At 70.6% G+C, this 26,483-nt stretch carries 28 protein-coding genes; 11 read left to right on the top strand and 17 right to left on the bottom strand.

The window, feature by feature from the left end; genetic code table 11:
- Nucleotides 1–67 precede the first annotated feature (67 nt).
- The gene (locus tag AB0G20_RS06975; RefSeq protein ID WP_361296961.1) at nucleotides 68–586 is read right to left on the bottom strand and encodes a hypothetical protein; all 519 of its coding nucleotides are present in this window, start codon (nucleotides 584–586) and stop codon (nucleotides 68–70) included.
- 561 nt (nucleotides 587–1,147) lie between these two features.
- Between AB0G20_RS06975 and AB0G20_RS06970 the strand changes: the two genes are divergently transcribed.
- Nucleotides 1,148–1,675 carry a GtrA family protein gene (locus tag AB0G20_RS06970; protein WP_361296958.1) on the top strand — a complete coding sequence of 176 codons (528 nt, stop codon included), beginning with the start codon at nucleotides 1,148–1,150 and terminating at the stop codon, nucleotides 1,673–1,675.
- 182 nt (nucleotides 1,676–1,857) lie between these two features.
- On the opposite strand, the gene AB0G20_RS06965 is transcribed toward AB0G20_RS06970, so the two are convergent.
- A complete protein-coding gene (locus tag AB0G20_RS06965; RefSeq protein WP_361296955.1) occupies nucleotides 1,858–2,193 on the bottom strand; it encodes a PIN domain-containing protein in 336 nt (111 codons plus the stop codon).
- Between the two features lie 180 nt (nucleotides 2,194–2,373).
- Here AB0G20_RS06965 and AB0G20_RS06960 point away from each other — a divergent pair, with 180 nt between their 5' ends.
- Entirely contained in the window at nucleotides 2,374–5,019 is a 2,646-nt protein-coding gene (locus AB0G20_RS06960) for an RICIN domain-containing protein (RefSeq protein ID WP_361296952.1), read from the top strand.
- Between the two features lie 370 nt (nucleotides 5,020–5,389).
- On the top strand, nucleotides 5,390–6,433 hold the full coding sequence (locus tag AB0G20_RS06955; protein WP_361296949.1) for an acyl-CoA desaturase: 1,044 nt from the start codon (nucleotides 5,390–5,392) through the stop codon (nucleotides 6,431–6,433).
- A 32-nt stretch (nucleotides 6,434–6,465) separates the two neighbouring features.
- Here AB0G20_RS06955 and AB0G20_RS06950 read toward each other — a convergent pair whose 3' ends face one another.
- Nucleotides 6,466–6,693, bottom strand: coding sequence for a hypothetical protein (locus AB0G20_RS06950; RefSeq protein ID WP_361296946.1), 228 nt, complete (start codon nucleotides 6,691–6,693; stop codon nucleotides 6,466–6,468).
- A 33-nt stretch (nucleotides 6,694–6,726) separates the two neighbouring features.
- Nucleotides 6,727–6,888, bottom strand: a complete 162-nt coding sequence (locus AB0G20_RS06945) for a hypothetical protein (RefSeq protein ID WP_361296943.1) — start codon at nucleotides 6,886–6,888, stop codon at nucleotides 6,727–6,729.
- 289 nt (nucleotides 6,889–7,177) lie between these two features.
- On the opposite strand from AB0G20_RS06945, the gene AB0G20_RS06940 reads away from it, so the two are divergent.
- Complete coding sequence (locus tag AB0G20_RS06940; RefSeq protein WP_361296940.1) at nucleotides 7,178–8,416, top strand: PP2C family protein-serine/threonine phosphatase; 1,239 nt, start codon at nucleotides 7,178–7,180, stop codon at nucleotides 8,414–8,416.
- Nucleotides 8,417–8,498: 82 nt separating this feature from the next.
- On the opposite strand, the gene AB0G20_RS06935 is transcribed toward AB0G20_RS06940, so the two are convergent.
- The 5 genes from AB0G20_RS06935 to AB0G20_RS06915 form a co-directional block, all read right to left on the bottom strand.
- Complete coding sequence (locus tag AB0G20_RS06935) at nucleotides 8,499–8,810, bottom strand: hypothetical protein (protein ID WP_361296937.1); 312 nt, start codon at nucleotides 8,808–8,810, stop codon at nucleotides 8,499–8,501.
- Between the two features lie 5 nt (nucleotides 8,811–8,815).
- Nucleotides 8,816–9,412: a DUF5994 family protein gene (locus AB0G20_RS06930; protein ID WP_361296934.1), complete on the bottom strand. Its 597-nt coding sequence runs from the start codon at nucleotides 9,410–9,412 to the stop codon at nucleotides 8,816–8,818.
- 205 nt (nucleotides 9,413–9,617) lie between these two features.
- The gene (locus AB0G20_RS06925) at nucleotides 9,618–11,036 is read right to left on the bottom strand and encodes a phosphatase PAP2 family protein (protein WP_361296931.1); all 1,419 of its coding nucleotides are present in this window, start codon (nucleotides 11,034–11,036) and stop codon (nucleotides 9,618–9,620) included.
- 168 nt (nucleotides 11,037–11,204) lie between these two features.
- The gene (locus AB0G20_RS06920; protein WP_361296928.1) at nucleotides 11,205–11,804 is read right to left on the bottom strand and encodes a dihydrofolate reductase family protein; all 600 of its coding nucleotides are present in this window, start codon (nucleotides 11,802–11,804) and stop codon (nucleotides 11,205–11,207) included.
- Nucleotides 11,801–12,655 carry a metalloregulator ArsR/SmtB family transcription factor gene (locus tag AB0G20_RS06915; protein WP_361296925.1) on the bottom strand — a complete coding sequence of 285 codons (855 nt, stop codon included), beginning with the start codon at nucleotides 12,653–12,655 and terminating at the stop codon, nucleotides 11,801–11,803. Before AB0G20_RS06915 ends, AB0G20_RS06920 begins: the two co-directional genes overlap by 4 nt.
- A 488-nt stretch (nucleotides 12,656–13,143) precedes the next feature.
- On the opposite strand from AB0G20_RS06915, the gene AB0G20_RS06910 reads away from it, so the two are divergent.
- The 7 genes from AB0G20_RS06910 to AB0G20_RS06880 all read left to right on the top strand — a co-directional run bounded on the left by AB0G20_RS06910 (nucleotide 13,144) and on the right by AB0G20_RS06880 (nucleotide 19,532).
- Nucleotides 13,144–13,347: a cold-shock protein gene (locus tag AB0G20_RS06910; protein ID WP_028799214.1), complete on the top strand. Its 204-nt coding sequence runs from the start codon at nucleotides 13,144–13,146 to the stop codon at nucleotides 13,345–13,347.
- Between the two features lie 180 nt (nucleotides 13,348–13,527).
- Nucleotides 13,528–15,009: a DEAD/DEAH box helicase gene (locus AB0G20_RS06905; protein ID WP_361296922.1), complete on the top strand. Its 1,482-nt coding sequence runs from the start codon at nucleotides 13,528–13,530 to the stop codon at nucleotides 15,007–15,009.
- A gap of 47 nt (nucleotides 15,010–15,056) precedes the next feature.
- On the top strand, nucleotides 15,057–15,290 hold the full coding sequence (locus AB0G20_RS06900) for a CBS domain-containing protein (protein ID WP_361296919.1): 234 nt from the start codon (nucleotides 15,057–15,059) through the stop codon (nucleotides 15,288–15,290).
- A 521-nt stretch (nucleotides 15,291–15,811) separates the two neighbouring features.
- Nucleotides 15,812–16,165, top strand: coding sequence for a MerR family transcriptional regulator (locus tag AB0G20_RS06895; protein ID WP_361296916.1), 354 nt, complete (start codon nucleotides 15,812–15,814; stop codon nucleotides 16,163–16,165).
- A gap of 277 nt (nucleotides 16,166–16,442) precedes the next feature.
- Nucleotides 16,443–18,506, top strand: a complete 2,064-nt coding sequence (locus tag AB0G20_RS06890; protein ID WP_361296913.1) for a discoidin domain-containing protein — start codon at nucleotides 16,443–16,445, stop codon at nucleotides 18,504–18,506.
- A 19-nt stretch (nucleotides 18,507–18,525) separates the two neighbouring features.
- Nucleotides 18,526–19,122 (top strand): TetR/AcrR family transcriptional regulator, encoded by a 597-nt coding sequence (locus tag AB0G20_RS06885; RefSeq protein WP_361296911.1) that lies wholly within the window; start codon nucleotides 18,526–18,528, stop codon nucleotides 19,120–19,122.
- Between the two features lie 122 nt (nucleotides 19,123–19,244).
- Nucleotides 19,245–19,532, top strand: a complete 288-nt coding sequence (locus AB0G20_RS06880) for a DUF4190 domain-containing protein (RefSeq protein WP_361296908.1) — start codon at nucleotides 19,245–19,247, stop codon at nucleotides 19,530–19,532.
- A gap of 15 nt (nucleotides 19,533–19,547) precedes the next feature.
- On the opposite strand, the gene AB0G20_RS06875 is transcribed toward AB0G20_RS06880, so the two are convergent.
- From AB0G20_RS06875 to AB0G20_RS06840, 8 genes are all read right to left on the bottom strand, one after another.
- Nucleotides 19,548–20,102 carry a CGNR zinc finger domain-containing protein gene (locus tag AB0G20_RS06875; RefSeq protein ID WP_361296905.1) on the bottom strand — a complete coding sequence of 185 codons (555 nt, stop codon included), beginning with the start codon at nucleotides 20,100–20,102 and terminating at the stop codon, nucleotides 19,548–19,550.
- 181 nt (nucleotides 20,103–20,283) lie between these two features.
- Complete coding sequence (locus AB0G20_RS06870; protein WP_361296902.1) at nucleotides 20,284–20,727, bottom strand: hypothetical protein; 444 nt, start codon at nucleotides 20,725–20,727, stop codon at nucleotides 20,284–20,286.
- Between the two features lie 495 nt (nucleotides 20,728–21,222).
- Nucleotides 21,223–21,411 carry a hypothetical protein gene (locus tag AB0G20_RS06865; protein ID WP_361296899.1) on the bottom strand — a complete coding sequence of 63 codons (189 nt, stop codon included), beginning with the start codon at nucleotides 21,409–21,411 and terminating at the stop codon, nucleotides 21,223–21,225.
- Nucleotides 21,412–21,521: 110 nt separating this feature from the next.
- The gene (locus tag AB0G20_RS06860; protein ID WP_361296896.1) at nucleotides 21,522–22,727 is read right to left on the bottom strand and encodes an acyl-CoA dehydrogenase family protein; all 1,206 of its coding nucleotides are present in this window, start codon (nucleotides 22,725–22,727) and stop codon (nucleotides 21,522–21,524) included.
- Between the two features lies 1 nt (nucleotide 22,728).
- A complete protein-coding gene (locus AB0G20_RS06855; RefSeq protein ID WP_361296893.1) occupies nucleotides 22,729–23,679 on the bottom strand; it encodes a 3-hydroxyacyl-CoA dehydrogenase NAD-binding domain-containing protein in 951 nt (316 codons plus the stop codon).
- Nucleotides 23,676–24,422 carry an acetoacetate decarboxylase gene (locus AB0G20_RS06850; RefSeq protein WP_361296890.1) on the bottom strand — a complete coding sequence of 249 codons (747 nt, stop codon included), beginning with the start codon at nucleotides 24,420–24,422 and terminating at the stop codon, nucleotides 23,676–23,678. Before AB0G20_RS06850 ends, AB0G20_RS06855 begins: the two co-directional genes overlap by 4 nt.
- A 7-nt stretch (nucleotides 24,423–24,429) precedes the next feature.
- The gene (locus AB0G20_RS06845; RefSeq protein ID WP_361296887.1) at nucleotides 24,430–25,206 is read right to left on the bottom strand and encodes a crotonase/enoyl-CoA hydratase family protein; all 777 of its coding nucleotides are present in this window, start codon (nucleotides 25,204–25,206) and stop codon (nucleotides 24,430–24,432) included.
- A gap of 19 nt (nucleotides 25,207–25,225) precedes the next feature.
- Nucleotides 25,226–26,395 (bottom strand): CoA transferase, encoded by a 1,170-nt coding sequence (locus tag AB0G20_RS06840; RefSeq protein ID WP_361296884.1) that lies wholly within the window; start codon nucleotides 26,393–26,395, stop codon nucleotides 25,226–25,228.
- Nucleotides 26,396–26,483: the final 88 nt, after the last annotated feature.

Below are 26,483 nucleotides of genomic sequence, written 5' to 3'. Positions count from 1 at the left end.
TGAGTCCTTGAGCCGTCCCTGCTGGTGGGACGCGGTGTGGGTGAGGTGGTGCTGATGGGGGGCGCGGCTAGCGCACCCAGCCCGTGAAGCTCTGTCCGACCGTCTGAGCCTTCTCCGTCGCACGCGGCCGGGTGCCGCCGTCGACCGCGGCCGACACGGCGCGCACCAGCCACGCGTTGACCGACAGGCCCTCGCGGCTCGCGGCTTCCTCGGCGCGGGCCTTGAGGTGGGCCGGCAGGCGCAGGTTGACGCGGGCGGTGCCGCCCTCGTCGCCGTCGGTCGGGGCCGGGGCCTTGAGATGTTCGACGGGCGCGGCCGGCTCCGCGGGGGCGCCGCCGTCGGTGGGTGACGGTGTCACCACGAAGTCGGGGTCGAGCCCGCGCAGCCGTACGTCGACCGAGCCGGGGGCGAGTTCGCGGGTGATCTCGTCCATCGCGGCGGAGAGCACATTGAGCATGGTCAGGCGGGTCGCCGACTCCAGGGGCGCGATGAGCCTCTCGGCCAGCTCTCGGGCTTCCTCGCCGCCGGCTTCGGCGGCCACCGCGAGTTCGCGGCGGAGGTTGTCGACATACGGGGTGAGGTCCATGACGCCATCATGGCACCGCTATGGCATCACACGCAAGCCTGAGTGGCGCCTCATGCGGGGCGGGCTTGCGGATGATCGGCCTGAGCTGCGAAAACGCGGGTAGGGAGCCCCCGATTCATTGCGCGCCATGCACGCTCACGCGCTTCTGAGAACGCGGAATGGTGCCGGGTGACGCCGCCCGGCGCCACCGTGGCCTATATGGCGCCATGCGGATGATGCGCGAAGGCGCCCCGCCGCCTCTCGGTGCACGGCTGGGCCCAACTCAGTCCGGAACTCAGCGACATAGGGGCCCTCCGAGTCGCCGACGGGGCATCGGTGTCGGCCGGAGCGAATCTCAGAGCGGTGCCGGTCCGGTAGCAGCCGACGTTGATGCAGGCGCGCGCCGAAGCTGCAGCGAGCCCCTGGCCTGCACCTTCGCGACTGACGCCATCACGTGGCGCTATTCAGACTCGATATGACACCATCAATGTGCCATAGTGGCGCCATCGGCAGTGAACTCCTCGGCCGCGCAGGCCGAGGGGTGCGCGTTTTCGCGGAGTGAGCCATCAGAAGGGGCGGATCATGGAAACAGCACAGAGCCAGGAGCAGGCGGCGCCCGCCGCCTTCACCGCCTTCGCCCGCTTCGTGCTCTGCGGCGGCGGGGTGGGGATCACCTCCAGCTTCGCCGTGGCGGCCCTCGCCTCCTGGATCCCCTGGGCGCTGGCCAACGCCCTGATCACCGTGGTCTCCACGCTCCTCGCCACCGAGCTGCACGCCCGCTTCACCTTCGGCGCGGGCGGGCGCGCGACCTGGCGCCAGCATGCGCAATCGGCCGGGTCCGCGGCGGCCGCATACGCGGTGACCTGCGTGGCGATGCTTGTCCTGCATCAGATGGTGGCGGCGCCCGGTGCGGTGCTGGAGCAGGTCGTCTACCTGTCCGCCTCCGCACTCGCCGGTGTCGCGCGGTTCACGGTGCTGCGCCTCGTCGTCTTCACGCGGAACCGCGCGCAGGCCGCGCCCACCGTTCGCACCGCCCGTCCCGTGCACGCGACCGTGGCGGCCCCCACCGCGGCCCCGGCAGGCCCCGCGGTGCTCAGCTACGCCGCCTGACTGGTGCCACCGGGCGGCGTGCCGCGCGGGCCGTGGCCAGCGCGACCGAGGACCCTCGACCAGGTTCCACCAGGAAGGCAGCCCCCTGGTGCACATGATCCGCGTTCTGGCGATTGCCGGCACCTGCCGAGGGGAGCCGACCCCCTTGCGGGAGAGGGTGCTTGGCCGCAGAGGACCTCGTGTCAGAGCGGGAGGTCGTCGGGGAGAACCCGGAATGCCTTGTGCCGGCCCAAGGGACGTACGGCTCGGAAGTCCCGTCGGTCGAGGGTGAGGATCGCGTCGGTGTCGTAGTCGGCCGCGAGCGCCACGTTCACCGCGTCGGCGAGGTCCAGGTCGAGCGCGCCGTAGCGGCCTCGGACGGACTGGGCGGCGCCCAGGTGGTCCTCTGTGATCTCGGGCAGGACGACCCGGCCCCGGCTCATCCAGCGCCGCAGGTCGTCGACCGCGCTGACGGCGGCCTCGCGCCCCGACTCGCGCGTGGCCACGTGATCGAGTTCCGCCAGCAGGAGAGGTGACATGACCAGGAGACCGGCCGCAGTGTCTCCACGGCCGGGCCCACCCGTCGCTGTACGTCGTGAAACTTTCCGGCTCGTGGCAACCCTTTGCCGAGCCTGTGACCACAAGGAGTCGGATCCGGCCATCCCGGAGCTTGGATCCGCCTTCTTCTGGTGAACGGCATGCAAGGAGAACACCTCCCCATGAACAACCCCACGAACGGCGGGCGCCGCGGGCGTCACCGTCGTCGCTGGACCGCGACCGGTCTGCTGCTCGGCGTGCCCGCCCTCGTCGTGCCGTATCTCGTGTTCGCGCAGGAGGACTCGCAGGCCGCGACGGTCTACGGCGATGCCTACTACCGGCTCGTCTCCGTGCGCAGCGGCAAGGTGCTGGACGTCGACAGCTTCTCCACCGCCGACGGCACTCGTATCCAGCAGTGGACCGACCAGAACACCGCCAACCAGCAGTGGAGGCTCAGGCCCACCGGGGACGGCTACTACGAGCTGGTGAACCGCAACAGCGGCAAGGTGCTGGGCATAGCGGGCGGTTCGACCGCCGAGAAGGCCGCCGCCGAGCAGCAGACCGACAGCTCCTCCACCTCCCAGGAGTGGCGGATCGACGAGGTGAGCGGTTCCGACGCCGTCACCTTCACCTCCCGCAAGAGCGGCCTGGTCCTGGATGTCTCCGGAGGCTCCACGGCCCAGGGCGCGACCGTCATGCAGTATCCCGGCCGGCACAGCACCAACCAGCAGTGGAAGCTGGTGAGATCGGCCGGGACGCAAGCGGCCGGGGCCGGCACGGCGCAGACCACGGCCGCGGCCGGACCGTATGTGTGGAACAACGCCCAGGTCGTGGGCGGCGGTTACGTCACCGGGCTGGTGTTCAACCCGCGCGAGAAGGGTCTGCTGTACGCGCGTACCGACATGGGCGGCGCCTACCGCTGGGACGCCGCGGCCGAGCAGTGGATCCCGCTGACCGACTGGGTCGGCGAGAAGGACTGGAACCTGCTGGGCATCGATTCGCTGGCCACCGACCCCGTCGATCCCGACCGGTTCTACGCCGCGGCGGGCACCTACACCAACGGCTGGGCGGGCAACGCCGAGTTGCTGCGCTCCACGGACCGGGGCCGCACCTTCAAGCGCACCGCTCTGCCTTTCAAGCTGGGCGCCAACGAGCACGGCCGCGGGGCGGGCGAGCGGCTGGCGGTCGACCCCGCGGACAACGGCACCCTGCTGCTGGGCACCCGCAAGAACGGCCTGTGGCGCAGCACCGACCACGGCGCGACATGGAGCCAGGTCTCCTTGTTCCCCGTCAAGGACGGGGCGAGCAGCGGCGCGGGCATCGCCTTCGTGACGTACGGCCCGGCCGGCAGCAGGACGGTCTACGTCGGCGTCGCCGACAAGTCCACCTCCCTGTACCGCTCCACCGACGGCGGCAGCACCTGGCAGACGGTCTCCGGGCAGCCCACCGGCGAGATGCCGCAGCACGGTGTGGTCTCCGGTGACGGCTCGCTGTACCTGACGTACGCCGACTCCATCGGCGACGCGACGGCGGGTTCGGTGTGGAAGTACACGCCGGCCGGCGGGGCGTGGAAGAACATCTCCCCGTCCCAGGGCAACTACGGGTTCTCCGGTCTGGCCGTCGACCCGCGAAAGCCGTCCACGGTGATGGTCTCCACCCTCCACCGCTGGTGGCCGCAGGACGAGCTGTACCGGAGCACCGACGGCGGCACGACCTGGCAGGCACAGGCCGCGAAGTCGGAGCGGGACCCCTCCGGCGCGCCGTACGTCGGTACCGGCATCGGGCACTGGATGACCGCCATGGCCATCGACCCCTTCGACTCCGGGCACGTGCTGTACGGCACCGGCAGCGGCATCTGGCGCAGCAAGGACGCCGACGCCACCGACAACGGCGGCACCAGCCACTGGACCGTGGGGGCCCGAGGGCTGGAGGAGACCGCCCTGTTCGACGCGATCGCCCCGCCCGGCGGCGCCACCGTCATCTCCGCCATGGGTGACCTGGGCGGTTTCCGCCACGACTCCCTGACCAAGGTGCCCGCGGGGCGGCTGGACAACCCGATGATGATCACCAGCACCGACATCGACTTCGCCCAGTCCAACCCCTCGCTGATGGTCCGGGTCGGCCGTGGCGGCAAGCAGGACGGCGCCTACTCCACCGACGGCGGCGGCAGCTGGAACGGCTTCAAGTCCGAGCCGGCGGGCAGCGCCGACAGCGGCCAGGTCGCGCTCGCGGCGGACGGCTCCGCCATCGTCTGGACCCAGGCCGACCAGGCCCCGTACCGCTCGACCGACAAGGGGGCGAGCTGGTCGAAGGTCAGCGGCCTGGGCACCGGCGCCGCGGTCGTCGCCGACCGCTCCTCGGCCAGGACCTTCTACTCACTGGCCGACGGCACGCTCTACGCCGCCACCGACGGCGGCGCGACCTTCACCGCCCGCGCCACCGGCCTGCCCGGCGGCGAGCTCACGGCCGTCCCCGGCATCGAAGGGGACCTGTGGATCTCCGGCGGCGGCAAGGGGCTGCTGCACTCCACCGACGGCGGCCGGACCTTCACCACGCTCAAGACGGTGCAGTCCGCCTCCGCCCTCGGCTTCGGCAAGGCCGCGCCGGGCGCCGACTATCAGGCCCTGTACCTGATCGGCACCGTCAAGGACGTCACCGGAGTCTTCCGCTCCACCGACAAGGGCGCCACCTGGCTCCGCGTCAACGACGACGCCCACCAGTGGGGCAGCATCGGCGGGGTCGGCGTCGTCACCGGCGACCCCGACACCTTCGGGCGCGTCTACGTCGGCACCAACGGACGCGGCCTCCAGTACGGCGACCCGTCCTGACCCCAACGCACGAGCGGGGCCGCGGGCACAACAGCCGCGGCCCCGCCACGGCCCGGGCGCAGAAGTCGACCGGGCAGATGTCGTGCGGGAGTTGACGACCCTTCCGAGCGCAGGGGAACGGCGCGCGGAATCCGGGTCGGCCGGGGAACCCGACGCGCTGCGCCGTCGCGGTGTGAGACCTGCCCGGCGGGGAACCCGCCCGGAAAGAGGGCCTGCGCGGCCGCTGGCCGGCGAAGCAGACGTCGTTCTTGCTCCGCGGTCGCGCGATGCGCATCCGGCAATGGAAGAAGCGCATCCCTACCTACGGCCCGGTCCCAGCGGCTCCCGGGCAGCGCCGAGCCATCGGCCTCATCCGGGGAGAGCACCCTTCATGACCACGAATTCCATCGTCCGCCCCCCGCCCTCGGAGAGGTCAGGCAGCGACTTCGCCCGGCTGTCGAGGAAGATCGCCGATGCCGGCCTGATGGGCCGCCGTCCCGGCTACTACGCACTGCGGACCACCGTGGTCGCCGGGCTCTACATCGGCGGGTGGGCCACCGTCGCGCTCATCGGTGACAGTTGGTGGACGCTGACCGTCGCCGCTTTCCTGGCCGTCGTCTTCGGCCAGGTCGCCCTGCTCGCCCATGACGCGGCCCACCGTCAGGTGTTCCGCAGGCGCCGGGCCAGCGAGGTGTCCGGACGGATCGCCGGTGCCGGCATCGGGATGGGCTACGGGTGGTGGCAGGACAAGCACACCCGCCACCACGCCAACCCCAACCACGAGGACCTCGACCCCGACCTCGACCCCGACCTGCTGGTCTGGTCCCAGGATCAGGCGCGGGTCGCCACCGGGCTCCCCCGCCTGATCGGCCGCTGGCAGGCGTTCCTCTTCTTCCCGCTCCTGACACTGGAGGGCTTCAACCTGCACGTGTCGAGCGTGAAGGCGCTGGCCGATCGCTCGCTCAAGCACCGCGCGCTCGACGGCGTCCTGCTGTTCGCGCACTTCGCGGTCTACCTGACCGTCCTGTTCTGGTTGCTGCCCCTCGGTATGGCGATCGCCTTCCTCGCCGTCCACCAGTGCCTGTTCGGTGTCTATCTCGGCTCTCTCTTCGCGCCCAACCACAAGGGCATGCCGATCCTGAAAGGCGAAGACCGCCCGGACTTCCTGCGCCGCCAGGTGCTCACCTCGCGCAACGTGCGCGGAGGCCGGCTCACCGACGTCGCGCTGGGCGGGCTGAACCACCAGATCGAGCACCACCTGTTCCCCAGCATGCCCAGCCCCAACCTGCGCAGGGCACGGGCCATCGTCCGCCGCCACTGCGAGGACCTGGGCGTGGACTACGTGGAGACCGGCCTGGTCACCTCCTACCGGCTGGCCCTCGTCAGTCTCCATCAGGCCGGAGCACCGCTCCGGAACGCCCGGGTTCTCGCGTAGGGACGGACGTCGGGCGCGGATCGGCTCGCCGGTCAGCGCAGCCGGTCTCCCCTGGCCCGTCGCCGGTCGTCGCGGATCCGGTCCTGCCGGTCCCGGCGGCGGATGAAGTCGCCCGGTTCGAGATCGCCGTCCATGAGCCGCCCGATCACGAGACCGACGAGGCCCAGCCCCAGCACCAGCAGGAAAGCCCAGAAGTTGCCGAAATACGCGGCGAACCCCAGCGCCATTCCCGCGATCAAGCCCACCACGCCCCTGCTCATCACGCGCTCCTTCACCCTCCGGTCCGGCCATTCCTACTGCTCCCGCCTCAGCGCTCTCCGGATGAGCAAGTAGGCCCCAACAGCCACCAGAGCAATCCCTATGAGGATCAGCAGTGTGCCGAGGAAGATCAGGACCGTCCCGATCAGGATCAATATCGTCCCGATGACGATAAGAAACGCCGCGAGGACGGTCATGGTTGCCTCCTGCCCCCACTCGACTCTGACTCCTTCCCGTCCACTTTGTAAACAATTACGGATGAAATGGTGCAATAGGGCCTACGATGGCCAGTGGGTCAGTGCACTCTCACGTGCCAAGGCCCGGAAGGGCGGCCCCGGTGTGCAAACGCCGGGGCCGTTGCACACAGGCCCTGAAGGAGGTCCCCCTTCGGCCCGAGCCTTGTGCGGCGAGGGGCGCTCGGGGCGACATGCCGCCTAGGGCGTGATCGGCTCGCCATGACCCCGGAACGAAGGGAAGCGAGCAGCGATGACGGACGGGCGGCGGCCGGACAGGCTCGGGGTGGACCGGTCGGAGGGGTTCGGCGAGCGACTTTTGGGTGTGCTGCTGGACCGTGCCCACGAGATGCCGCCGGACTTGATCGCCCCACTCGTCGCGGAAGAGGTGGCCAGGGTCGGGGGGCGGGAGGTCTCCATCCTCCTGCAGGACTACGAACAGGTGCTGCTGGTGCCGCTGCCGGGCCGGAGGCTGAAGGTCGGCGGCCCCGAGCCGGTCGAGGGCTCCCCCGCCGGCGAGGCGTTCCTGAGCCTCAGAACGGTGGAGGTGCCGCAGGGCGGCAGTGTGCGGATGTACCTGCCACTGCTGGACGGCAGCGACCAGATCGGGGTCATGGCCGTCACCCTGGACAGCGTCGATGACGACGACCGGCGGCTGCTCCGCAGACTCGCCGGTCTGGTCGCCGACATGATCGTCACCAAGGACTCCTACACCGACCAGTTCTTCCAGGCCCGCCGCAGCGCCCCGATGAGCGTGGCCGCGGAGATCCAGTGGTCGTTGCTGCCCCCGCTGTCGATGACCGTTCCGCAGGTCGAGGTGGCCGGCATCCTGGAGCCCGCCTACGACGTGGCCGGCGACAGCTTCGACTACGCCCTCAACGGCGACATCCTTCACGTGGCCATGCTCGACGCGATGGGCCACGGGCTGGACGCGGCGACCATGGCGACGGTGGCCGTCGGCGCCTATCGCCACACGCGACGGGCCCACACCGATCTGTCCCAGGTGTACGCGTTCATGGACCGGGCCATCAACGACCAGTTCGGCCACGACCACTTCGTCACCGCGCAGATGATGATCCTGGACATCACCACGGGCCGGCTCCAGTGGGTCAACGCCGGCCACCCGGCTCCGCTCCTGATCCGGGACCGCGCCGTCGTGGACCGGCTGGACAGCCCCACCACACTGCCCGTCGGCTTCGGCGGCGAGGAGCCGGTGGTCAGCGAGCGGATGCTGCAACCCGGCGACCGGTTGCTGTGCTTCACCGACGGTCTGATCGAGGAGCACCAGGCCGGCGGGCAGCAGTTCGGCGAGGAGCAGCTCATCGACTGGACCAACCGGATCCTCCGCGACCGCACCGAGGTACGGGCGGTGGTGCGGGCCCTCTCGCACGCCCTGAAACACGAACGGGGCGGCACCACGACGGACGACGCGACCATCTTCCTCGTCGAGTGGCGAGGCGGCGGCGCCGACCACCTCACCGCCATCGACTGAGCCCGCCGTCAGGCGTTCCGGACGCCCCTGTCGGGCAACGCTGCCGGTCCGGTCCGACATCCGCGTCGCGCTGCCGGTCCGGTCAGTGCGGTCCGTCGGGTGACGGGCCGGGCGAGCCTGCCGGAGGGGTGGGGCTCGCTGTCTCACGGCCGCGCTGGCGGAGCCGCCCGCGTACGCCGGGCCCGGGAAGGTCGCGGCGGCCGGCGCCGCTCGACGCCGCCCTGCCTCGGGCCCTGCGCCGAGCCGACGGAGCCGGTCCCGTGACAGGCATCCCGGTATGGCCGTAGTGGACGCCGGCCATGCGGTCGCCGTGCTGCGAATTGAGCAGCCGGATGAGGAGCGCACCGACCACGATCATTCCCAGGATCACGGCCACGGTCACGAAGATCTCCATGGTCCTCACCTTCCCTTCGGCTGCTGCGGCATCGCGACGGTCATGGCCGACGCCTGTGGAGGCGCGGCCACGTCGCGGGACTCGTGCCCTCCTTCGGAGTCCCAGACCGCTTCGACGGCCCGGTCGGCGTCGCGCAGCATCCGCCGACGCGCCGCCTCCTCCATCAACCGGCTCGCGGTCGACATGCCCCGTGGGTCACTCGCGGCGGCCATCAGCCAGGCGGCCGTGTCGGGAGCCGTCAGCGGCGGGACGACCAGGAGGTTCCAGCGGCCCACGTGGTAGGAGAGCAACAGCAGTTCGTGCGGGTCCTGCTCGGCCAGGAACCAGCCCACGTTCACCACGTGCCCGGCGACGGGCACCTTGCGCGGGATGACCGGCCATGCGGTGGGATTCACCGTGACCCGGGTGATCCGCCCCCACAGCGGATCCAGTACGGCGGTCAGGGACGGCAGCTCCGCCTCGAGATCACGGGAGCGGGGCCACCAGGCGCCGTCCAGCAGGGCCGGTGCGGAGCCGACGGGTGCCAACGACAGTCGCGGAGAGAGCGGGGAGAGCCGGTCCTCGGCTTGGGTCGTCGGCGGGCGGGAAATGGTCGCAGTCATGACGCGAACCCTGCCCCGGGCCGACGGAGGTCGGCCCGGAATAGTGAATCGCCGAAAACGACACGGGCCTGAGAGCCGGTGTTCGAAATATCCTCGGTGATTCGAGCCTACTCCTCCCAGCGGCCCGACGGGCCGGGGTGCGCGGCGGAGAGCTCCTCTCACCCGGCAGGGTCGGAGGGCGCTCGCCGGATCGGCATACGAGCGGTCAACGAAGCTCCGGTGAAGGAGCGCCCGTCGGAGCGGCTCCTTCTTGTCCTCCGGACTGTCCTACGGCTTGCCCTACGACGATGGCGCCGCCCGGCGCAGCGTCCGCTTCCAGAACTCGGAGGGTTCCCGACCGCTGAGCGGGGATCCGGGTGGTCCTGACGTAGCCGTAGATCACTGAGGTCATCGCCAGGATGAGAAGGGGACCGGACACCTCCGGATATCTGGCCATCTCCATCGGCAGATAGCGGTACGACACCAAGAGCGCGGTGAAGACCGTGGTGCCGTAGACGACCAGCTGGATTCCCTGCCGGTCCCAGCCGCGCTCGAGCGAGCGCAGGGCAGCCTCGATGGTGAGCGCGAACACCACCCCGGCGACGAGATCCACGCCGTAGTGGTAGCCGAATCCCAGCGTCGCGGCGAGGGTGACGATCAGCCAGAACGTGCCCGCGAACCGCAGCATCCGTGGCGCCCTGCGGGAATGGATGAAGATCGCGACGGCCCACGCCGTGTGCAGGCTGGGCATGCAGTTGCGGGGGGTGATCCCGTCGTACGTCATCGGGTGCGGGACGGCGATCGACGGCGACGTGTGCGGCCACAGGTTGGCCGCCGCCCACTCCACACCGCCGGTGCCGGAGGCGCCCGGGCCGTAGGCGAAGACCGGTCCGACGACCGGGAACAGCATGTAGATGCCCGGGCCGAGAAGGCCGATCACCAGGAAGGTGCGCACCAGGTGATGGCTCGGGAAGCGGCGCTCGACCGCCACGTTGCGCAGCTGGTGGAAGGCGACGACCACCGCGGCCACCGCGAGCTGGCCGTAGACCAGTTGGAGAAGGTGGCTGCTGAACGGGTCGGTGGCCTCGACGATCCGGCCCGCCAGCCACGAGGGGTTGCCCAGGGCGTGGTCGGCGGTCGCCACGTACTGGTCGAGCACCGTCGGGCGGGTCTTCGCCGTGATGAACAGCCAGGTGTCGCCGGTCTTGCGGGCGGCCACCAGCAACAGGCCCAGCCCGACGCCCTTCAGCAGCAGGACGCGTTCTTGGCCGGTGCGGCGCGTGACGGCGACGACCGCGAAGCCCAGCATCACCCACAGCGCACCGGTGCCGAAGACGTGGCCGCCGTCCGTCCTGGCGCCGACAGCCCACCGCACCAGCAGGAGGACGATGTCGATGCCGATCGCGGCGCCGGCCGCCACGAACCGCTGGCGCCAGGTGAGCACCACCATCATCAACACCAGACCGCCGTACAGCGGCCCCGCCTTGGGGGCGAAGACCAGGGCCTTCACCTGGTTGGTGATCGGCCCCGGTTCACCGTAGCGACGTGCGGCGATCTCCAGCGCGATGAGGAATCCGCAAGCGACCACACCCGCCGCGACCCACAGCAGCGCGCGCCAATGGCGCCACGCGCCCCACGAAGTCATGCCGCTTATTCGCGAAAACACCCGCGATGCTCTGGCTATCAATCTTTTGGCCGATTCATCCGAATGGCTGGGCAGATGGAGAGCGATGGAGGGACCATCGCGAGTTCGAACATGCTATCGGAGCTCGGCGGCTGCTTCGGGGGGCATCGAGTGCACTGACGAGCCGGGTCAGCGAACTCGGTCGTAGACCATGGCGATCTCACCCAGCTCGCCGGTCTCCTGGCGGGTGAGCGTCCACGTCGAGGCCGGCAGGCCGTCGTCGAACAGCCGCTGCCCGCCCCCGGCGATCTCGGGCAGGATCAGGAGGTACAGGCGGTCGATCAGGTCCGCCGCCAGAAGCGGCTTGATGATGCTCGGGCTGCTGTTGACGAGGATGTCGCCCTCACCGGTGGTCCTGAGTTCGGCGACGACATCCGCGGCGGGGGCGTTCACCACGCGGGCGCGGTCCCACGGCGCTTCGGCCAAGGTGGTCGAGAAGACCACCTTTTCCGCGCCGGCCAGCCACTTCGCGTATCCGCGATCGCGGGGGTCGGCGGTCTCGTCTTCGGCGACCGACGGCCAATACCCCAGGAATCCCTCGGCATTGACCCGTCCGAGCACCGCCGTCGTCGCACCTTCCCAGATGCGGGCGAGGTGGTCCCGTGCGACCTCGGTGGTCACATAGGGCACGAACATGCCGAAATCACCGGGTCCGGCGGGACCGTGGTACCGCCCGTCGAGGGTGAGGCTCAGGTTGGCGGTCACCCGGCGGTCGGTCGAGTCGGTCATGTCGTGCCCCCCGTGTCGGTGATGTCGGTGTCGTGCGAGTCCGCGGCGAGGATCGCCGCGAGCTTGTCGAGGCTCTGGCCGAAGCCGATCTCGATGCCCGCGATGAAGTCCGCGGCCTCGACGGTGCTGCCGGTGAGCCGCCAGTGGACGTCGAGGTCGGTGCCGCTGCCGGAGGGCCGCAGGCCCAGTTCGACGTGGGCGGTGAAAGCGAGGCTGCCGTCGGGCAGCAGGGGGGAGAGCCGGTAGGCGAGCCCCTCATGAGGGCGCACCTCTTCGACCACTCCCTCGGCGCGCCCGGCGACCGGGCCGGAGCCGTCGGCGTCCTCGGCATCGCGGTACTCCTGGACGATCCGCCCGCCCTCTCGCGCCTCGAAGACCAGCTCGCCGACACGGAGGTCGTCGGGCGTCCACCAGCGGGCGAGAAGCGGGGCTTGCGTCAGGTGGCGCCACACCCGTTCGGGGCGCACCGGCAGCGAGCGGAGGAACCTGAACGAGCGGCCGTCGGCCCATCCCGGCTCCACCGCGGCGAGCCGTTCCGCGCGGAGGCCGAGCCCGTGACGGTCGTACGTCGCACGCGGATTTCCGGCCTCTTCCACGGTGTCGGCGAGTCGGCTCAGCACGGCCGCCAGCTCCCGCAAGGGAGCGGAGTGGAGGGCGTAGACGCGGCGCTGGCCGGTGCGCTGCGAGGTGACGACGCCTGCGCGCTCGAGGGTCTGCAGGTGCTTGGTCGTCTGCGGCTGGCGCGCCTCGGCGAGCTGCGCGAGCACACCGACCGGGCGGGGCCGCTCGGCCAGCAGCTTCACCAGCCGCCAGCGTGCCGGGTCGGCCAGTGCGGTGAGCAGTGCGTCCATGGCGGCGAGTATTCCTGACAACGAATATTCGCGTCAAGGAATATACCGACCCGCTAACGGGGTGGCCGCGTCGCCGGACGCAGTGGCGGATGAGGACCCGGCCCGCGCGAGATGTGACCTTCGTCGCGGGAGGGGCGCCACGGCACGTCCGCCGCCGTGCCGTCCGGCGACGGCGGTGACAGCGGCACATCTCCCGTCGGCGGAGGTCACAGGGCTGAGGCGCGGGAGTGCGACAGGAAGGTCCGTGCCCACGGAGACCAATATCTGTGCCAGCAAAATGAGAAATAGAAGCGGGGCCCGCCGAATATTCCTCGACCGCCGCCCGGGCCGGAATTTCCGGTCGGTGCATGGCCGATCGCACCGTGCTACTGTCGATCTCAGTTGCAGGTGTGGTTGCCAAAAGGTTCATTTCCTACGGGGTAATCATCACGGCGACACGGAATTCACGAAGGGTGAATTCCTGAAACCGCCTCCGAAGGAGAAACAAAATGGCTACTGGCACCGTGAAGTGGTTCAACGCGGAAAAGGGCTTCGGCTTCATCGAGCAGGACGGCGGCGGCGCTGACGTCTTCGCCCACTACTCGAACATCGCCACCCAGGGCTTCCGCGAGCTGCTGGAAGGTCAGAAGGTGTCGTTCGACATCGCGCAGGGCCAGAAGGGCCCGACGGCCGAGAACATCGTGCCCGCCTGACATCGGCGCTCGCGCATATTTCGCAGCTGGGGCCCGCACCTCTGGGGTGCGGGCCCCAGCTCGCTGTTTTTCACCGCCGGTCCGATCCGGCCGCATCTACTCCGGCTCGTCTCGAGATTCTCTGCGCCGCTCCTCTGCTGCGGGATTTCCTTGCTACGTGCCCATCAAGGAAGGTCCCGCATGAAGCGTGCCCACGCACCCCGCACATATGACCGTTTCGGAGGCGACGGCGCCGGCCGCCGCTCCGGTGGTCCGCGCCGCTCCAACGGCTACGGAAATCGCCGTCCCGCCCAGGGCGAGTTCGCCCTGCCGAAGACGATCACTCCCCCGCTGCCCGCCGTCGAGTCGTTCGCCGATCTCGACATGCCCGCACGGCTGTTGGCCACGCTCGGCCACGAGGGCGTGACCGCGCCGTTCCCGATCCAGGCGGCGACCCTGCCGAACTCCCTGGCCGGTCGTGACGTCCTCGGCCGTGGCCGCACCGGCTCCGGCAAGACCCTGGCCTTCGGCCTCGCCGTACTGGCCCGGACGGCGGGGCAGCGTGCCGAGCCGCGGCAGCCGCTCGCCCTCGTCCTCGTGCCGACCCGCGAGCTGGCCCAGCAGGTCACCGACGCGCTCACCCCGTACGCCCGCTCCGTGAGCCTGCGGCTCGCCACCGTGGTCGGCGGCATGTCCATCGGCCGGCAGGTCAGTGCGCTGCGCGGCGGTGCCGAGGTGGTCGTCGCGACGCCCGGGCGGCTCAAGGACCTCATCGACCGGGGCGACTGCCGCCTGGACGACGTCGGCATCACCGTCCTCGACGAGGCCGACCAGATGGCCGACATGGGCTTCATGCCGCAGGTCACCGCCCTGCTCGACCAGGTGCGCCCCGGCGGCCAGCGGATGCTGTTCTCGGCCACCCTGGACCGCAACGTCGACCGGCTGGTCCGCACCTACCTGCACGACCCGGTGGTCCACTCCGTCGACCCCTCCGCGGGCGCGGTCACCACGATGGAGCACCACGTCCTCCACGTGCACGACGCGGACAAGCACCGGACGACCACCGAGATCGCGGCGCGGGACGGCCGGGTGATCATGTTCCTCGACACCAAGCACGCCGTGGACCGGCTGACCACGCACCTGCTGAGCAGCGGTGTCCGCGCCGCCGCCCTGCACGGCGGCAAGTCCCAGCCCCAGCGGACCCGGACCCTCGCCCAGTTCAAGAGCGGGGACGTGACGGTCCTGGTGGCGACGAACGTCGCGGCGCGCGGCATCCACGTCGACAACCTCGACCTGGTCGTCAACGTCGACCCGCCCAGCGACCACAAGGACTACCTGCACCGCGGCGGCCGTACGGCCCGTGCCGGCGAGTCCGGCAGCGTGGTCACCCTGGTGACCCCGGCCCAGCGTCGCGGTATGAGCCGGCTGATGTCGTCGGCGGGCATCACCCCCCAGATCGCCCAGGTGCGTTCCGGCGAGGCGGAGCTGAGCCGCATCACCGGCGCCCAGGCCCCTTCCGGCATCCCGGTCGTCATCACGGCGCCGCGCGCGGAGCGCCCCCGTGGCGGGTCCGCTTCGCCCCGGGGCCGCCGGGGCCGCCGTCCCGCCGGCCAGGGCCGCCCCGCCGGCGAGGCGGCGCGCCCGAGGGCGCAGCGGCGGACCGGCTTCGGCTCGGCTGCGTAGGCAGAGCCCTGCGCCCGCCCGCCATCCCCTCTCGGCAGGAGACACCCATGACGCCGGTTCTGACGCAGCACCACGCCACGGCCCACGCACCTCGGATCCGTGACGACATGACGGTCGAGGTGGCGCTGTCGCTCATGGCCGGCGCCCGGGTCGACCACCTCGTCCTCTGCGACGGGGACGACCAGAGCACGGGCCTGATCACCCTGGCCCGGCTCACCGTCCTGAGGGACGCCCCCACCTACACGGACCGAGTCCGTCTCCGGGACATCCCGGAGGGGTGAAACACCGGCGGGTGACCGCCACCAGGAACAAGTGAGGGCCCTGCCGACGCGCGTCGGCAGGGCCCTCACTGTCGTGTCACCGCGCCATCCGTGTGACGACTGGTCCATCCGTGGACTCGTCCACGAGCTCGTCCTCGCGCCCGCCCGTGATCCGAGCCACAGGATGCCTGTGCCCACCGAACTCCAAAATCTATCTTTGTCAGGGTAGACATTGGCTCTCGCCGTGGTTAGCCTTCTTCTCGTAGACATGGTCAGACGAGACCCGAGGAAGGACGGAGGAGCAGACGCCATCAGGATCGCCCGGCCCGGCAAGCGCTCGGTCCGGGTACCGCAAGACCCCGGATTGGATGGTGGTCCCCGGTCACGCAGCCGCGATCCCCGCACCCCTCCCGAAGCCGGGCCGGGTAGCGGAAACAGAAGGTCGGCACAGCATGAGGGCCGACAGATGGTGTTGAATTTCCTTCGGGGCCCTGGTGCCGTACGGCACCAGGGCCCCTCGACGCGTTGTACTACGAGGTGACATGGCAGCAGCAGATACCCCGCTCAGCAATCGTCTGGACGACGACGACTACCCGGCCTACACCATGGGCCGGGCCGCCGAGATGCTCGGCACCACCCCAGGCTTCCTGCGGGCCATCGGTGAGGCCCGTCTGATCACGCCGCTGCGCTCGGAGGGCGGGCACCGCCGGTACTCCCGCTACCAGCTGCGGATCGCCGCGCGCGCCCGCGAGCTCGTCGACAGGGGAACCCCGATCGAGGCCGCCTGCCGCATCGTCATCCTCGAGGACCAGCTCGAGGAAGCTCAGCGCATCAACGCCGAGTACCGCCGTGCCGCGAACGAAGCCTCCGGCGGTTCCGCTCCCGTTTCGGGCTGATCACGTCGAAGCAGGCGGGGCCTGCCACCCGCTCCCCGAAACCCCAGGTCGGCGGCCTGGGGTTCGTTGTGGCCCCGGCCGACGCGGGATCCCCCGGGGTGAGTCGGCCCGTCCCCGTCATCAGGTCAACCGTCCCGGACTCTTGACTCGTAAAGCGGTAGTGGCGATTCTCGTCGCACACTTTGCGAGGTCATGACAAGGCACTGCGGGACCGGCTTCCGGCCCCGGAGCACCCGGTTCACCGACCGCGCGACCCGCCGACCGAGGGACGTGGGCTGTGACCAGTTCCGGACGCCCGTACCGCAGACGCAAACACGTCACCGTTGTGTCGCTGCTCCTGCTCGTGCTGTCGATCACGCTCGGCCCGACACCGAGTGCGGCGGCCGGGAACGACTGGTGGGAGCCGACCGCACGGCCCGCGCCGGACTCCCGGATCAACGTCACCGGCGAGCCCTTCACCGGCACGAACGCCCAGGGCGAGGTGCGCGGGTTCGTCGACGCGCACGACCACATCTTCTCCAACGAGGCCTTCGGCGGCCGTCTGATCTGCGGAAAGGCGTTCTCCGAGCAGGGCGTGGCCGACGCGCTCAAGGACTGCCCCGAGCACTACCCCGACGGCTCGCTCGCGATCTTCGACTTCATCACCAACGGCGGCGACGGCAAGCACGACCCGAACGGCTGGCCCACCTTCAAGGACTGGCCCGCGCACGACTCGCTGACCCACCAGCAGAACTACTACGCCTGGGTCGAGCGGGCCTGGCGCGGCGGGCAGCGGGTGCTGGTCAACGACCTCGTCACCAACGGCGTGATCTGCTCGGTGTACTTCTTCAAGGACCGCTCCTGCGACGAGATGACGTCCATCCGGCTGCAGGCCAAGCTGACGTACGACATGCAGGCCTTCGTCGACAGGATGTACGGCGGGGCCGGCAAGGGATGGTTCCGGGTCGTCACCGACAGCGCGCAGGCCCGCAAGGTCATCGAGCAGGGCAAGCTGGCGGTGATCATGGGCGTCGAGACCTCCGAGCCCTTCGGCTGCAAGCAGGTCCTGGACATCGCGCAGTGCAGCAAGGCGGACATCGACAAGGGCCTGGACGAACTGCACGCCCTGGGCGTGCGCAGCATGTTCCTGTGCCACAAGTTCGACAACGCCCTGTGCGGGGTGCGTTTCGACTCGGGCTCGCTCGGAACGGCCATCAACGTCGGGCAGTTCCTGTCGACCGGCACGTACTGGAAGACCGAGAAGTGCACCGGCCCGCAGGCCGACAACCCCATCGGCAACGCGGCGGCGCCCGCGGCGGAGGCCGAGCTCCCGGCGGGCGAGGAGGTCCCGTCGTACAGCGCCGACGCGCAGTGCAACGTCCGGGGACTCACCGATCTCGGTGAGTACGCCGTGCGCGGCATGATGAAACGCAAGATGATGCTGGAGATCGACCACATGAGCGTCAAGGCCACCGGCCGGGTGCTCGACATCTTCGAGGCCGAGTCCTACCCCGGCGTGCTCTCCTCGCACAGCTGGATGGACCTGGACTGGACCGAGCGGGTCTACGGCCTCGGCGGCTTCATCGCCCAGTACATGCACGGCTCCGAGGGCTTCATCGCGGAGGCGAAGCGCACGGAGGCCGTGCGCGACAAGTACGGCGTCGGCTACGGCTACGGCACCGACATGAACGGCGTCGGCGGCTGGCCGGGACCACGCGGGGCGGACGCGCCGAACAAGGTCACGTACCCGTTCAAGAGCGTCGACGGCGGCTCGGTCATCGACCGGCAGACCACCGGCGAGCGCACCTGGGACCTGAACACCGACGGCGCCGCCCACTACGGCCTCGTCCCGGACTGGATCGAGGACATCCGCCGGGTCGGCGGCCAGGACGTCGTCGACGACCTGTTCCGGGGCGCCGAGTCCTACCTCGACACCTGGGCGGCCTCCGAGCACCACGAGACCGGGGCGAATCTCGCGCGCGGCGCGACCACATCGGCCAGTTCCTCGGAGTGGAGCCTGTTCACGAGCTACCAGCCGCACCGGGCCGTCGACGGTGACAGCCGTACCCGCTGGGCCAGCGACTGGAGCGACGACCAGTGGTACCAGGTCGACCTCGGCTCCCCGCAGACCGTCGGGCGGGTCACCCTCGACTGGGAGCGCGCGTACGCGAAGTCGTACCGGATCGAGCTCTCCGCCGACGGTGTGAACTGGCGGACCGCCTGGTCGACGACGGCTGGTGACGGCGGGCTGGACACCGCGCGCTTCGCCGGCACAGCGGCCAGGTACGTCCGCGTCCACGGGCTGGAGCGCGGCACCGGCTGGGGCTACTCCCTCAACGAGGTCGGCGTCCACAGCGGCTGACACCCACGAGAGGGGCTCCATGGCACGGTTGCCGTCCGCCGAGCGGCGGCGACAGCTCACCGAAGCGGCGATCAGGGCGATGGCCCGGGACGGCGTCCCCAGGACGACGACCCGGTCCATCGCCGCCGAGGCGGGCGTCTCGCTGAGCGTCTTCCACTACTGCTTCGACTCCAAGCAGCAGCTGATCGAGTCCGTCATCACCACCATCACCGGGCACTACGTGACGGTGGTGAAGGAGGCCATACGTCCCAGAGCCACCCTTGAGGAGACCGTCCGGGCCGGGTTCCAGGCGTACTGGGACCACGTCCGGGCCCACCCCGACGAGCACATGCTCACCTACGAGCTCACGCAGTACGCCCTGCGCCAGCCCGGTTTCGAGCATCTGGCACGCCGTCAGTACGAGCTGTACGCCGAGGCGTACACCGAGCTCATCGAGCAGTTGCGGCAGACCATGGGCCTGCGGCTGCGGGTGCCCGTCCCCGTGCTGGCCCGCTATCTGGCCGCCATGACCGACGGACTGACGCTCAACTACCTGGTGCTCGGCGACGACTCGGCCTGGACGGGCATCCTCGACACCGTCACCGCGCACGTCGCCGGGCTGGTGCAGGAGAACTGACGGGAGCTTCTCCCGAATCGGTTGTCATGGGAACGCCCCGGAGGGGCATTCGAACAAAACAAGTCGAAAGTGAGGAGAGTGCGGCCCGTTCGGTCCGTGCCATCGACAACTGGGAGTTTCCCATGGCGAGTTACGGCAGTTCCTCTGCTGCGTCCTCCGGTTCGCGCACCAACGGCCTGGCGATCGCGAGCCTGTGCTGCGGCATCATCGGCCTGTTCTTCCTGAACATCGTTCTCGGCCCGCTGGCCATCGTCTTCGGCGCCGTCGCCCGCAGGCAGGCGTCGGTCAGGAACGGCGCCGGAATGGCGAAGGCCGGCATCATCCTCGGCATCGTCGACGTGGTCCTGTGGCTCGTACTCCTGGCCGTGGCCACCAGCAACGGCGGCTTCAGCTGGTACGTCGGCGGCTAGGACCTGACGTTCGGGTCAGGAGGCCGTCGTGGTCTTCTTGCGGGCCCGGTACGCGGCTGCCTTGATCTTGTTGCCGCAGGAGTCCATCCCGCACCACTGACGCCGCATGCCCCGTGAGCGGTCGATGTAGGTGCGGGTGCACTCCGAGTTCCCGCACTCCTTGAGCAGGGGCACGTCCGGACCGCTCAGGAGCTCCACGGCGTGGCGCGCCACCAGGGAGAGGGCCTCGTCCGGCGTCGACTGCGTCCATCGCCCCGCCGGAGTGAGCTGAGGCACGGCGGGCGGCGTGCGGGCCGCGTTGTTCACGACGGTCAGCGCCGTCCCGTCGTACTCCTCCCCCAGCCGGCGGGCGGTGACGAGCTGGTAGACCGCTTCCCGTACGGCCCTCGCCCGCTCGATGTCGGCCTCCTGGCCGGGGGAGACCGCGTCGACCAGGCCGGACTCCACGTACCACGCGGTCAGCCGGTCCGGCGTCACGAACATCTCGAAGCGCGCCGAACGGCGGGCTCGGAGCGTGGCGGCGAAGTCGAGTGCCGGGTTACCGCAGACGAAGACATGGTCGAGGTTCACGTCACCATTCTGACCGGTGACTCTGCCCCCGGCAAGCCTCAGAGGCGGTCGGCGTCGACGACGGCCCGCACGAAGGCGGCGGGCGCCTCCTGGGGCACGTTGTGGCCGCACACCGTGGCCTGGACCCCGGCCTTGTGCCAGGGCGAGCGCCGCGACGCCCTTCGGGTTTCGCAGGCCCGCGTCAGGTGTCGTACGGTCCGTCGCCGGTCGCGGTGTCGGGCCGGGCCAGGTCGGGGGCCAGGCGGCGGTAGGCGGCGCGGGCGTGGACGAGGCGGGCCAGGGCCGTGCCGATGAGGGCGGCGGTGAGCAGGCAGGCCAGCCAGGTGGTGTCGCGGTGACCGGCCCAGGTGAGGGCGCCTGCGGGCGGTATGGCGAAGCCGTTGAGGAACAGCCAGCACAGGACGGCTGTGCCGGGGGCGGCCGTGAAGCGTGCGCACAGACCCAGCAGGGCGGCCAGCACGGACAGCGCGGGCAGGGCCAGTTCCGGCCGGTCCGGCCCCACCACGGTGTTGAGGAGTGCCACCAGCACCAGTGCCCCGCCGCCGGCTCCGGCCCAGACCAGCGGCGTCGCCACGGGCTGCGGTACAGGTCTGACTCCGGTGCCCAGGGGCTTCCACTCGATCATGCTGGCGCTTCCTTCCGGTCCTCCTGGACGGAATTGTCCCCCGGTCTCCCCCAGCGGCTCCCGGGGTGCTCGCCAGGGTGCCAGCAAGCCCTCCTCCGGGAAACAGCCAATCCAGACAGCCGCCGGGGCCTCCGGCCGTGCGTGGTGGGGCGTTTCCGGGCTCCAACTGTGCGCTGAAGGCGCCTTCTTGGGCGGTTCGACGACGTTGGCCGGCGGTCGGCGGCCGGTGCGCCGGGGACGGGGGCGGCGAGCGGGTCACCAGCACGCCCGGGCCGTCGGCCGGACACCGCGAGGCGGCCCGGAACACCCCGGCGCGACGGGGCAACGGCGGGCAGGTGCCGTCCCCTTGGGCGCCTCGACGACCTGCCCGGTGCACCGGGCGGCGGGCTACGCGGCGCGCCGGCCCACAGTCAGAGCACCAGGACCGCCGGGCGGCCCGGTCGACGTCCTGGCGGGCACGCCGCCTGCCCAGGGCACCGCGGCATGCGGCTGTGGCTACCTCTTCTGCGCCCGGTAGCGCCTCATCAACGCGGTGATCCGCGCCTGGTCCGCCTGGCCGTTGAGCTCGGTCAGGAGGTCGTCGGGGCACAACTCGTAGAAGTCGCCCCACCAGCGGCGCCCCCGGTTGTCCCAGATGCGGTAGCCGCCGGGCACTCCCCTGGCCACGTAGCGTCTCCTGCTCACCGCGCCGACCGTACGCACCCCGGGGCCGGCGGGCCAGGCAATATCCGGACCGGCAGAACGAAACCCCGGGTGGAAGCCCGGGGTTGGTTCGTCCTCGCGTGCGCCGGTGATCAGACGAAGGCGCTCTCACCGGTGATCGACTTGCCGACGATCAGGGTGTTCATCTCGCGGGTGCCCTCGAAGGAGTAGATCGCCTCCGCGTCGGCGAAGAAGCGGGCGATGTCGTGGTCGAGGAGGATGCCGTTGCCGCCGAAGATCTCACGGCTCCAGGCCACGACCTCCCGCATCCGGGAGGTGACGAACGCCTTGGCCAGGGAGGAGTGTTCGTCGCGGAAGATGCCGGCGTCCTGGAGCCGGGCGAGCTGCACCAGCATCCCCCAGGACGCGGTGATGTTGCCGAGGCTCTTGACCAGCAGGTCCTGCACGAGCTGGAAACCGCCGATCGGACGGCCGAACTGGCGGCGCTCCCGGGCGTAGTCCAGGGCCAGTTCGTAGGCGCCGACCATGACACCGAGGGCCTGCCAGGCGACCCCGGCGCGGGTCGCGCGCAGGATCTCGGCGACGTCCCGGAAGGAGTTGATGTTCTGCAGGCGGTTCGCCTCCGGCACCCGGACGTCGGTCAGGGTGATCTCGGCGTTCTCCACGATCCGGAAGGCGAGCTTGTTCTCGATCTTCACCGGCTCGAAGCCGGGCATGCCCTTCTCGACGACGAATCCCTTGACGTGGTTGTCGTCGACGTCACGGGCCCACACCACGACGTAGTCGGCGAAGGTGGCGTTGCCGATCCACTTCTTGGCGCCGTTCAGGACCCAGGTGTCGCCCTCGCGCCGGGCGGTGGTGCGCATGCCGCCCGCGACGTCGGAGCCGCCGAGGGGCTCGGTCATCGCGAACGCGCCGATCTTGTCCATGGCCGCCATGGCCGGGAGCCAGCGGTCGCGCTGTTCCTGGTCGCCGCCGGAGTGGACGGAGTACATGGCCAGGCCGTTGTGGACGCCGAAGAAGGTCGACACGGAGGCGTCGGTGCGGGTCATCTCCATGGCGAGCATGCCGCTGAGGAGGTTGCTGACCGCGGGGCGGTGCTCGCCGTAGCCCTCGTACGACAGACCGGCCAGGCCGCTCTCGCGGAACAGGGAGATGAGTTGCTCGGGGAACTCGCCCTTGGCCCAGTTGTCGTTGACCAGCGGCTTGACCTCGTCGCGCATGAGCGTGCGGGCCTTGAGGAGGATCTTGCGCTCCTCGTCCGGCAGCAGCGACTCGTAGTGGTAGAAGTCCGCGGTCAGTTCGTCGGTGAGGGGGCCGACGGTCGGGGTGGTCATCTCAGTTCTCCTCCTTCTCGGTGCTGTCCAGGGCGGCCAGGACAGCGAGTTGCCTGCGGTCGCGCGTCTCGGTGAGTTCCGAGTACGTGGAGGAGCCGTAGGCCTTTTCCACGGCTTCGATGAGCCGTTCCTGTCGTTCCTCGTCGAGCGGCGGGGTGCCGCCGCCCGCTCCCGTCTGTTGCATCGACGCGCCGATGTGCGCGACCAGGTGCCGGTAGCCGCCCGGCCCACCGCCCAGGTGCGAGCCGAGGAACGGCCCGACCGTGGCCCAGCGCAGACCCAGCGAGTTGGTCATGACCTTGTCGAGGTCCTCGGGGGTGACCACGCCCTGGTCGACGAGGTACACCGCCTCACGGCTGAGCGCGTTCTGCAGCCGGTTGCCGACGAAGCCGGCGACCTCCTTGCGCTCGACGACCGGGGTGCGGCCGACCGAGGTGTAGAAGTCCACGGCCGCCCGCACAGCTTCCTCGCCGGTGCGTTCGCCGGGGACGACCTCGACCAGCGGGACCAGGTGCGGCGGGTTGAACGGGTGGCCGATCAGCACGCGGGCGGCGTCCTCGTCGGCCAGCTCCCCCGTGAACGCGGTCGAGGGGATCGCCGACGAGGAGCTGAGCAGCAGGGCGTGTGCGGGTGCCTCGCGGGCGAGGGTGGCGAACAGGTCCTTCTTGAACTCGGCCCGCTCGGGGCCGTTCTCCTGCACGACGTCCGCGTCCCGGACCGCGTCGGTGACGTCGGCCGCGATGTGCACCCGGTCGGCGAGGCCGGTCACGTCCAGGCCCCGGGCGGCCAGGTGCGGGGAGTACTGCGCCAGCGCCTCGGTGACCGCCTCGGCGAGGTCCTCGCGCGGGTCGCTCACCCGGACGGTCAGGCCGTGCGCGGCGAACAGGGCCGTCCAGGACAGTCCGATGGTCCCGGCGCCGATCACCGCGGCCGTACGGAAGGTGCGGGTCATGCCGCGGCTCCCTTCAGGTAGTCGTGGACCGGCTCGACGCCCGAGAGCGTCAGGTCGGTGAGGAGGTGGCTGGCTGAGACGACCTCGAGCACCGGCAGGTCGGCCAGCGGGGCCAGCACGTGCTGGAACAGCTGGAGCCGGGCGGGTCCGGTCCAGGCCTGCTTGACGGTGAGGTCGGTGATGCGGGTGCGGACGAGTTCCTGCACGCGCGGCACGCCGTCGTAGCCGGGGACGGTCTTGACCATGAACGTCGGCACGCCGATCTGCTCCTCGGCCTCGCGCCGGTCCAGCTCGTGGTGCTTGTAGCCCATGGTCGCGGTGGCGACCCGCAGGCTGCCGTGGTCGAGGGTGCCGACGAGCGCGCCGGAGTCCACGTACAGCGACGGGGAGCCGATGACCTTCGGGTAGGCGGCGACCTCGCGGCCGGAGGCGGTCGCCGGGAAGTTGTCGAGGTACATCGCGTGCAGGTACTCGCCCCGCTCGCCCTCGAAGCTGACGGGGATCGCCTGGCCGGCCTCGGTGTAGGGGCCGTAGCCGCTGACGTCGCCCATCTTCATGACCTCGAACCGGACCAGCGGCTCGTCGATCCGCAGCGGTTCGGGGACGACGGCCCGCAGGGCGTCGGGGTCGGTGCGGTAGACGACGTTGAGGTACTCGCGGTCGGTGAACCGCGGGACCATCGGCGCGAACGCCGGGCTGGTGAGCGGGGTGGTGAGGTGCTGTCGTACGTCCTCGGTCCTCATGCCGGTCTCACCGCCCCGTCCACCGCGCGGGCCGGCGCTCGGCGAAGGCGGTCATGCCCTCACGGACGTCGTCCGAGGACATCAGGGTCTTCATCTCCTCGCGCTGGAAGGCGAAGGCCTCCTCGTCGGACGCTCCGTCGGCGGCGCGGACGACGCGCTTGACGGCGGCCAGCGCGAGCGGGGCGTTGTCCGCGACCCGTTCGGCCAGCCGGAGCGCCTCGGCGACGGCCTGCCCCTGGGCGGTGACCCGGTTGGCCAGGCCCAGTTCGCCGGCCCGGCGCCCGTCGACGGGCTCACCGGTCAGCAGGAGCTCCATCGCGAGGTGGTGCGGGATGCGCTGCGGCAGCCGGATCACGCCGCCGCCCGCGGCGATCAGGCCGCGCTTGACCTCGGGCAGCCCGAACCGGGCGTCCTCGGCGGCGACGATCAGGTCGCAGGCCAGGGCCAGTTCGAAGCCGCCGCCCATGGCGAAGCCCTCCACGGCGGCGATGAGGGGCTTGACCGGCCGGGACTCGGTCAGGCCGCCGAAACCGCGGCCCTCGACCTCGGGCGACTCGCCGCGCAGGGCGGCCTTGAGGTCCATGCCGGCGCTGAACGTGCCGCCCTCGCCGGTCAGGACGCCGGCCCGCAGGGCGGGGTCGGCCTCCAGTGCGTCGAGTGCGGCGGCCAGCGCGGTGGCGGTCGCCGCGTTCACGGCGTTGCGGGCCTCGGGGCGGTCGAGGGTGATCAGCAGGGTGGAGCCGATGCGTTCGGTGCGCACGACGGGAGGTGTGGGGGTGCTCATGACTGTCCTCCTGTGGCAATCAGCGGGCGGTGGCGTCGAGTTCGGCGAAAACGTCCTCGGTGTCCTGGCCCGCGACCGGTGCGAGGCGGCGGATCGAGCCGGGGGTGGCGGAGAAGCGCAGCGGGATGCCGATGGTGCGGACCGTGCCCTCGGTCGGGTGCTCGACGGTGTCGAGGAGGTGGCCGTCGCGGACGTAGGGGTCGTCGTGGGCGCGGTCGAGTTCCAGTACGGGGGCCATCGGGATGCTGTGCTTGGCGCACACCTCCGCCCACTCCTCGGTGGTCAGCGCCGGGGCGCAGACCTCCAGGAGCGCGGCCAGGTCCTCGTGGTCGGCGCTGTCGATGGCGTCCCCGTTCACCCGCGGGTCCTCCGCGAGGTCCGGGCGTCCGGCGGCGGTGAGGAAGTCCCGGTAGTTCTGCGGGTTGTACGGCATGACGCAGGCCAGGCCGTCCTTGGTGCGCACCGCCTTGTGGCCCTTCAGCATCGACAGCGCGAAGCCGGTGGGGCCGGTCTCGGGCACGTGGGTGTGGCCCGCGAGGTGCTCGACCAGGTTGAACGCGATCAGGGTGTCCGTCATCGGGATCTCGATGAGCTGGCCCTGTCCGGTGTTGTTCCGGTGCAGCAGGGCGGCCAGCACGCTGTAGGCGATGGTCAGCGAGGAGACCTTGTCGCCGATGATGGTCGGCAGGTAGACGGGCTCGCCCAGCGCCCGGTCGGCGATGTCGACCAGGCCGGAGGCGGCCTGCACGGTCTCGTCGTACGCGGCGTTGCCGGCCCGGTCCGAGTCGCTGCGGAAGCCCTGGGCGTGCGCGTAGACGAGGCCGGGGTTGCGGGCGGCGATCTCGTCGTAGGACAGGCCGAGGCGGTGCAGGGCACCGGGGCGCATGTTGGTGATCAGCACGTCCGCGGTGTCGATCAGCCGCAGTGCGCGCTCGCGGTCGGTGTCGTCCTTGAGGTTGAGGGACACGCTGCGCTTGTTGCGGTTGACGTTGAGGTTCAGCGGGGTCATGCCCGGGGTGGTGCGGTAGTGGCCGACGCGCACGGTGTCGGCCGGCGACTCGATCTTGATCACGTCGGCGCCCAGGTCGCCGAGGATCTGGGCGGCGTAGGGGCCCATCACCACGGTCGAGAGGTCGATCACGCGGACGCCCTCCAGCGGGCCGGCGACGGTGTCGGTGATGTCCGTCATCGGTTTTCTTCACTCCTCGGTTCGCCATGTGTGTGTATCTGGAAACTAAGTTAGCGCGATACGCACGGAGAACGGAAGCGAATGGAAT

The sequence above is a fragment of the Streptomyces sp. NPDC024017 genome (assembly GCF_040638895.1).
Lineage (GTDB): Bacteria > Actinomycetota > Actinomycetes > Streptomycetales > Streptomycetaceae > Streptomyces.
Note: the sequence above shows the minus strand (reverse complement) of the source record. Positions and strands in the feature narration are given on the sequence as shown.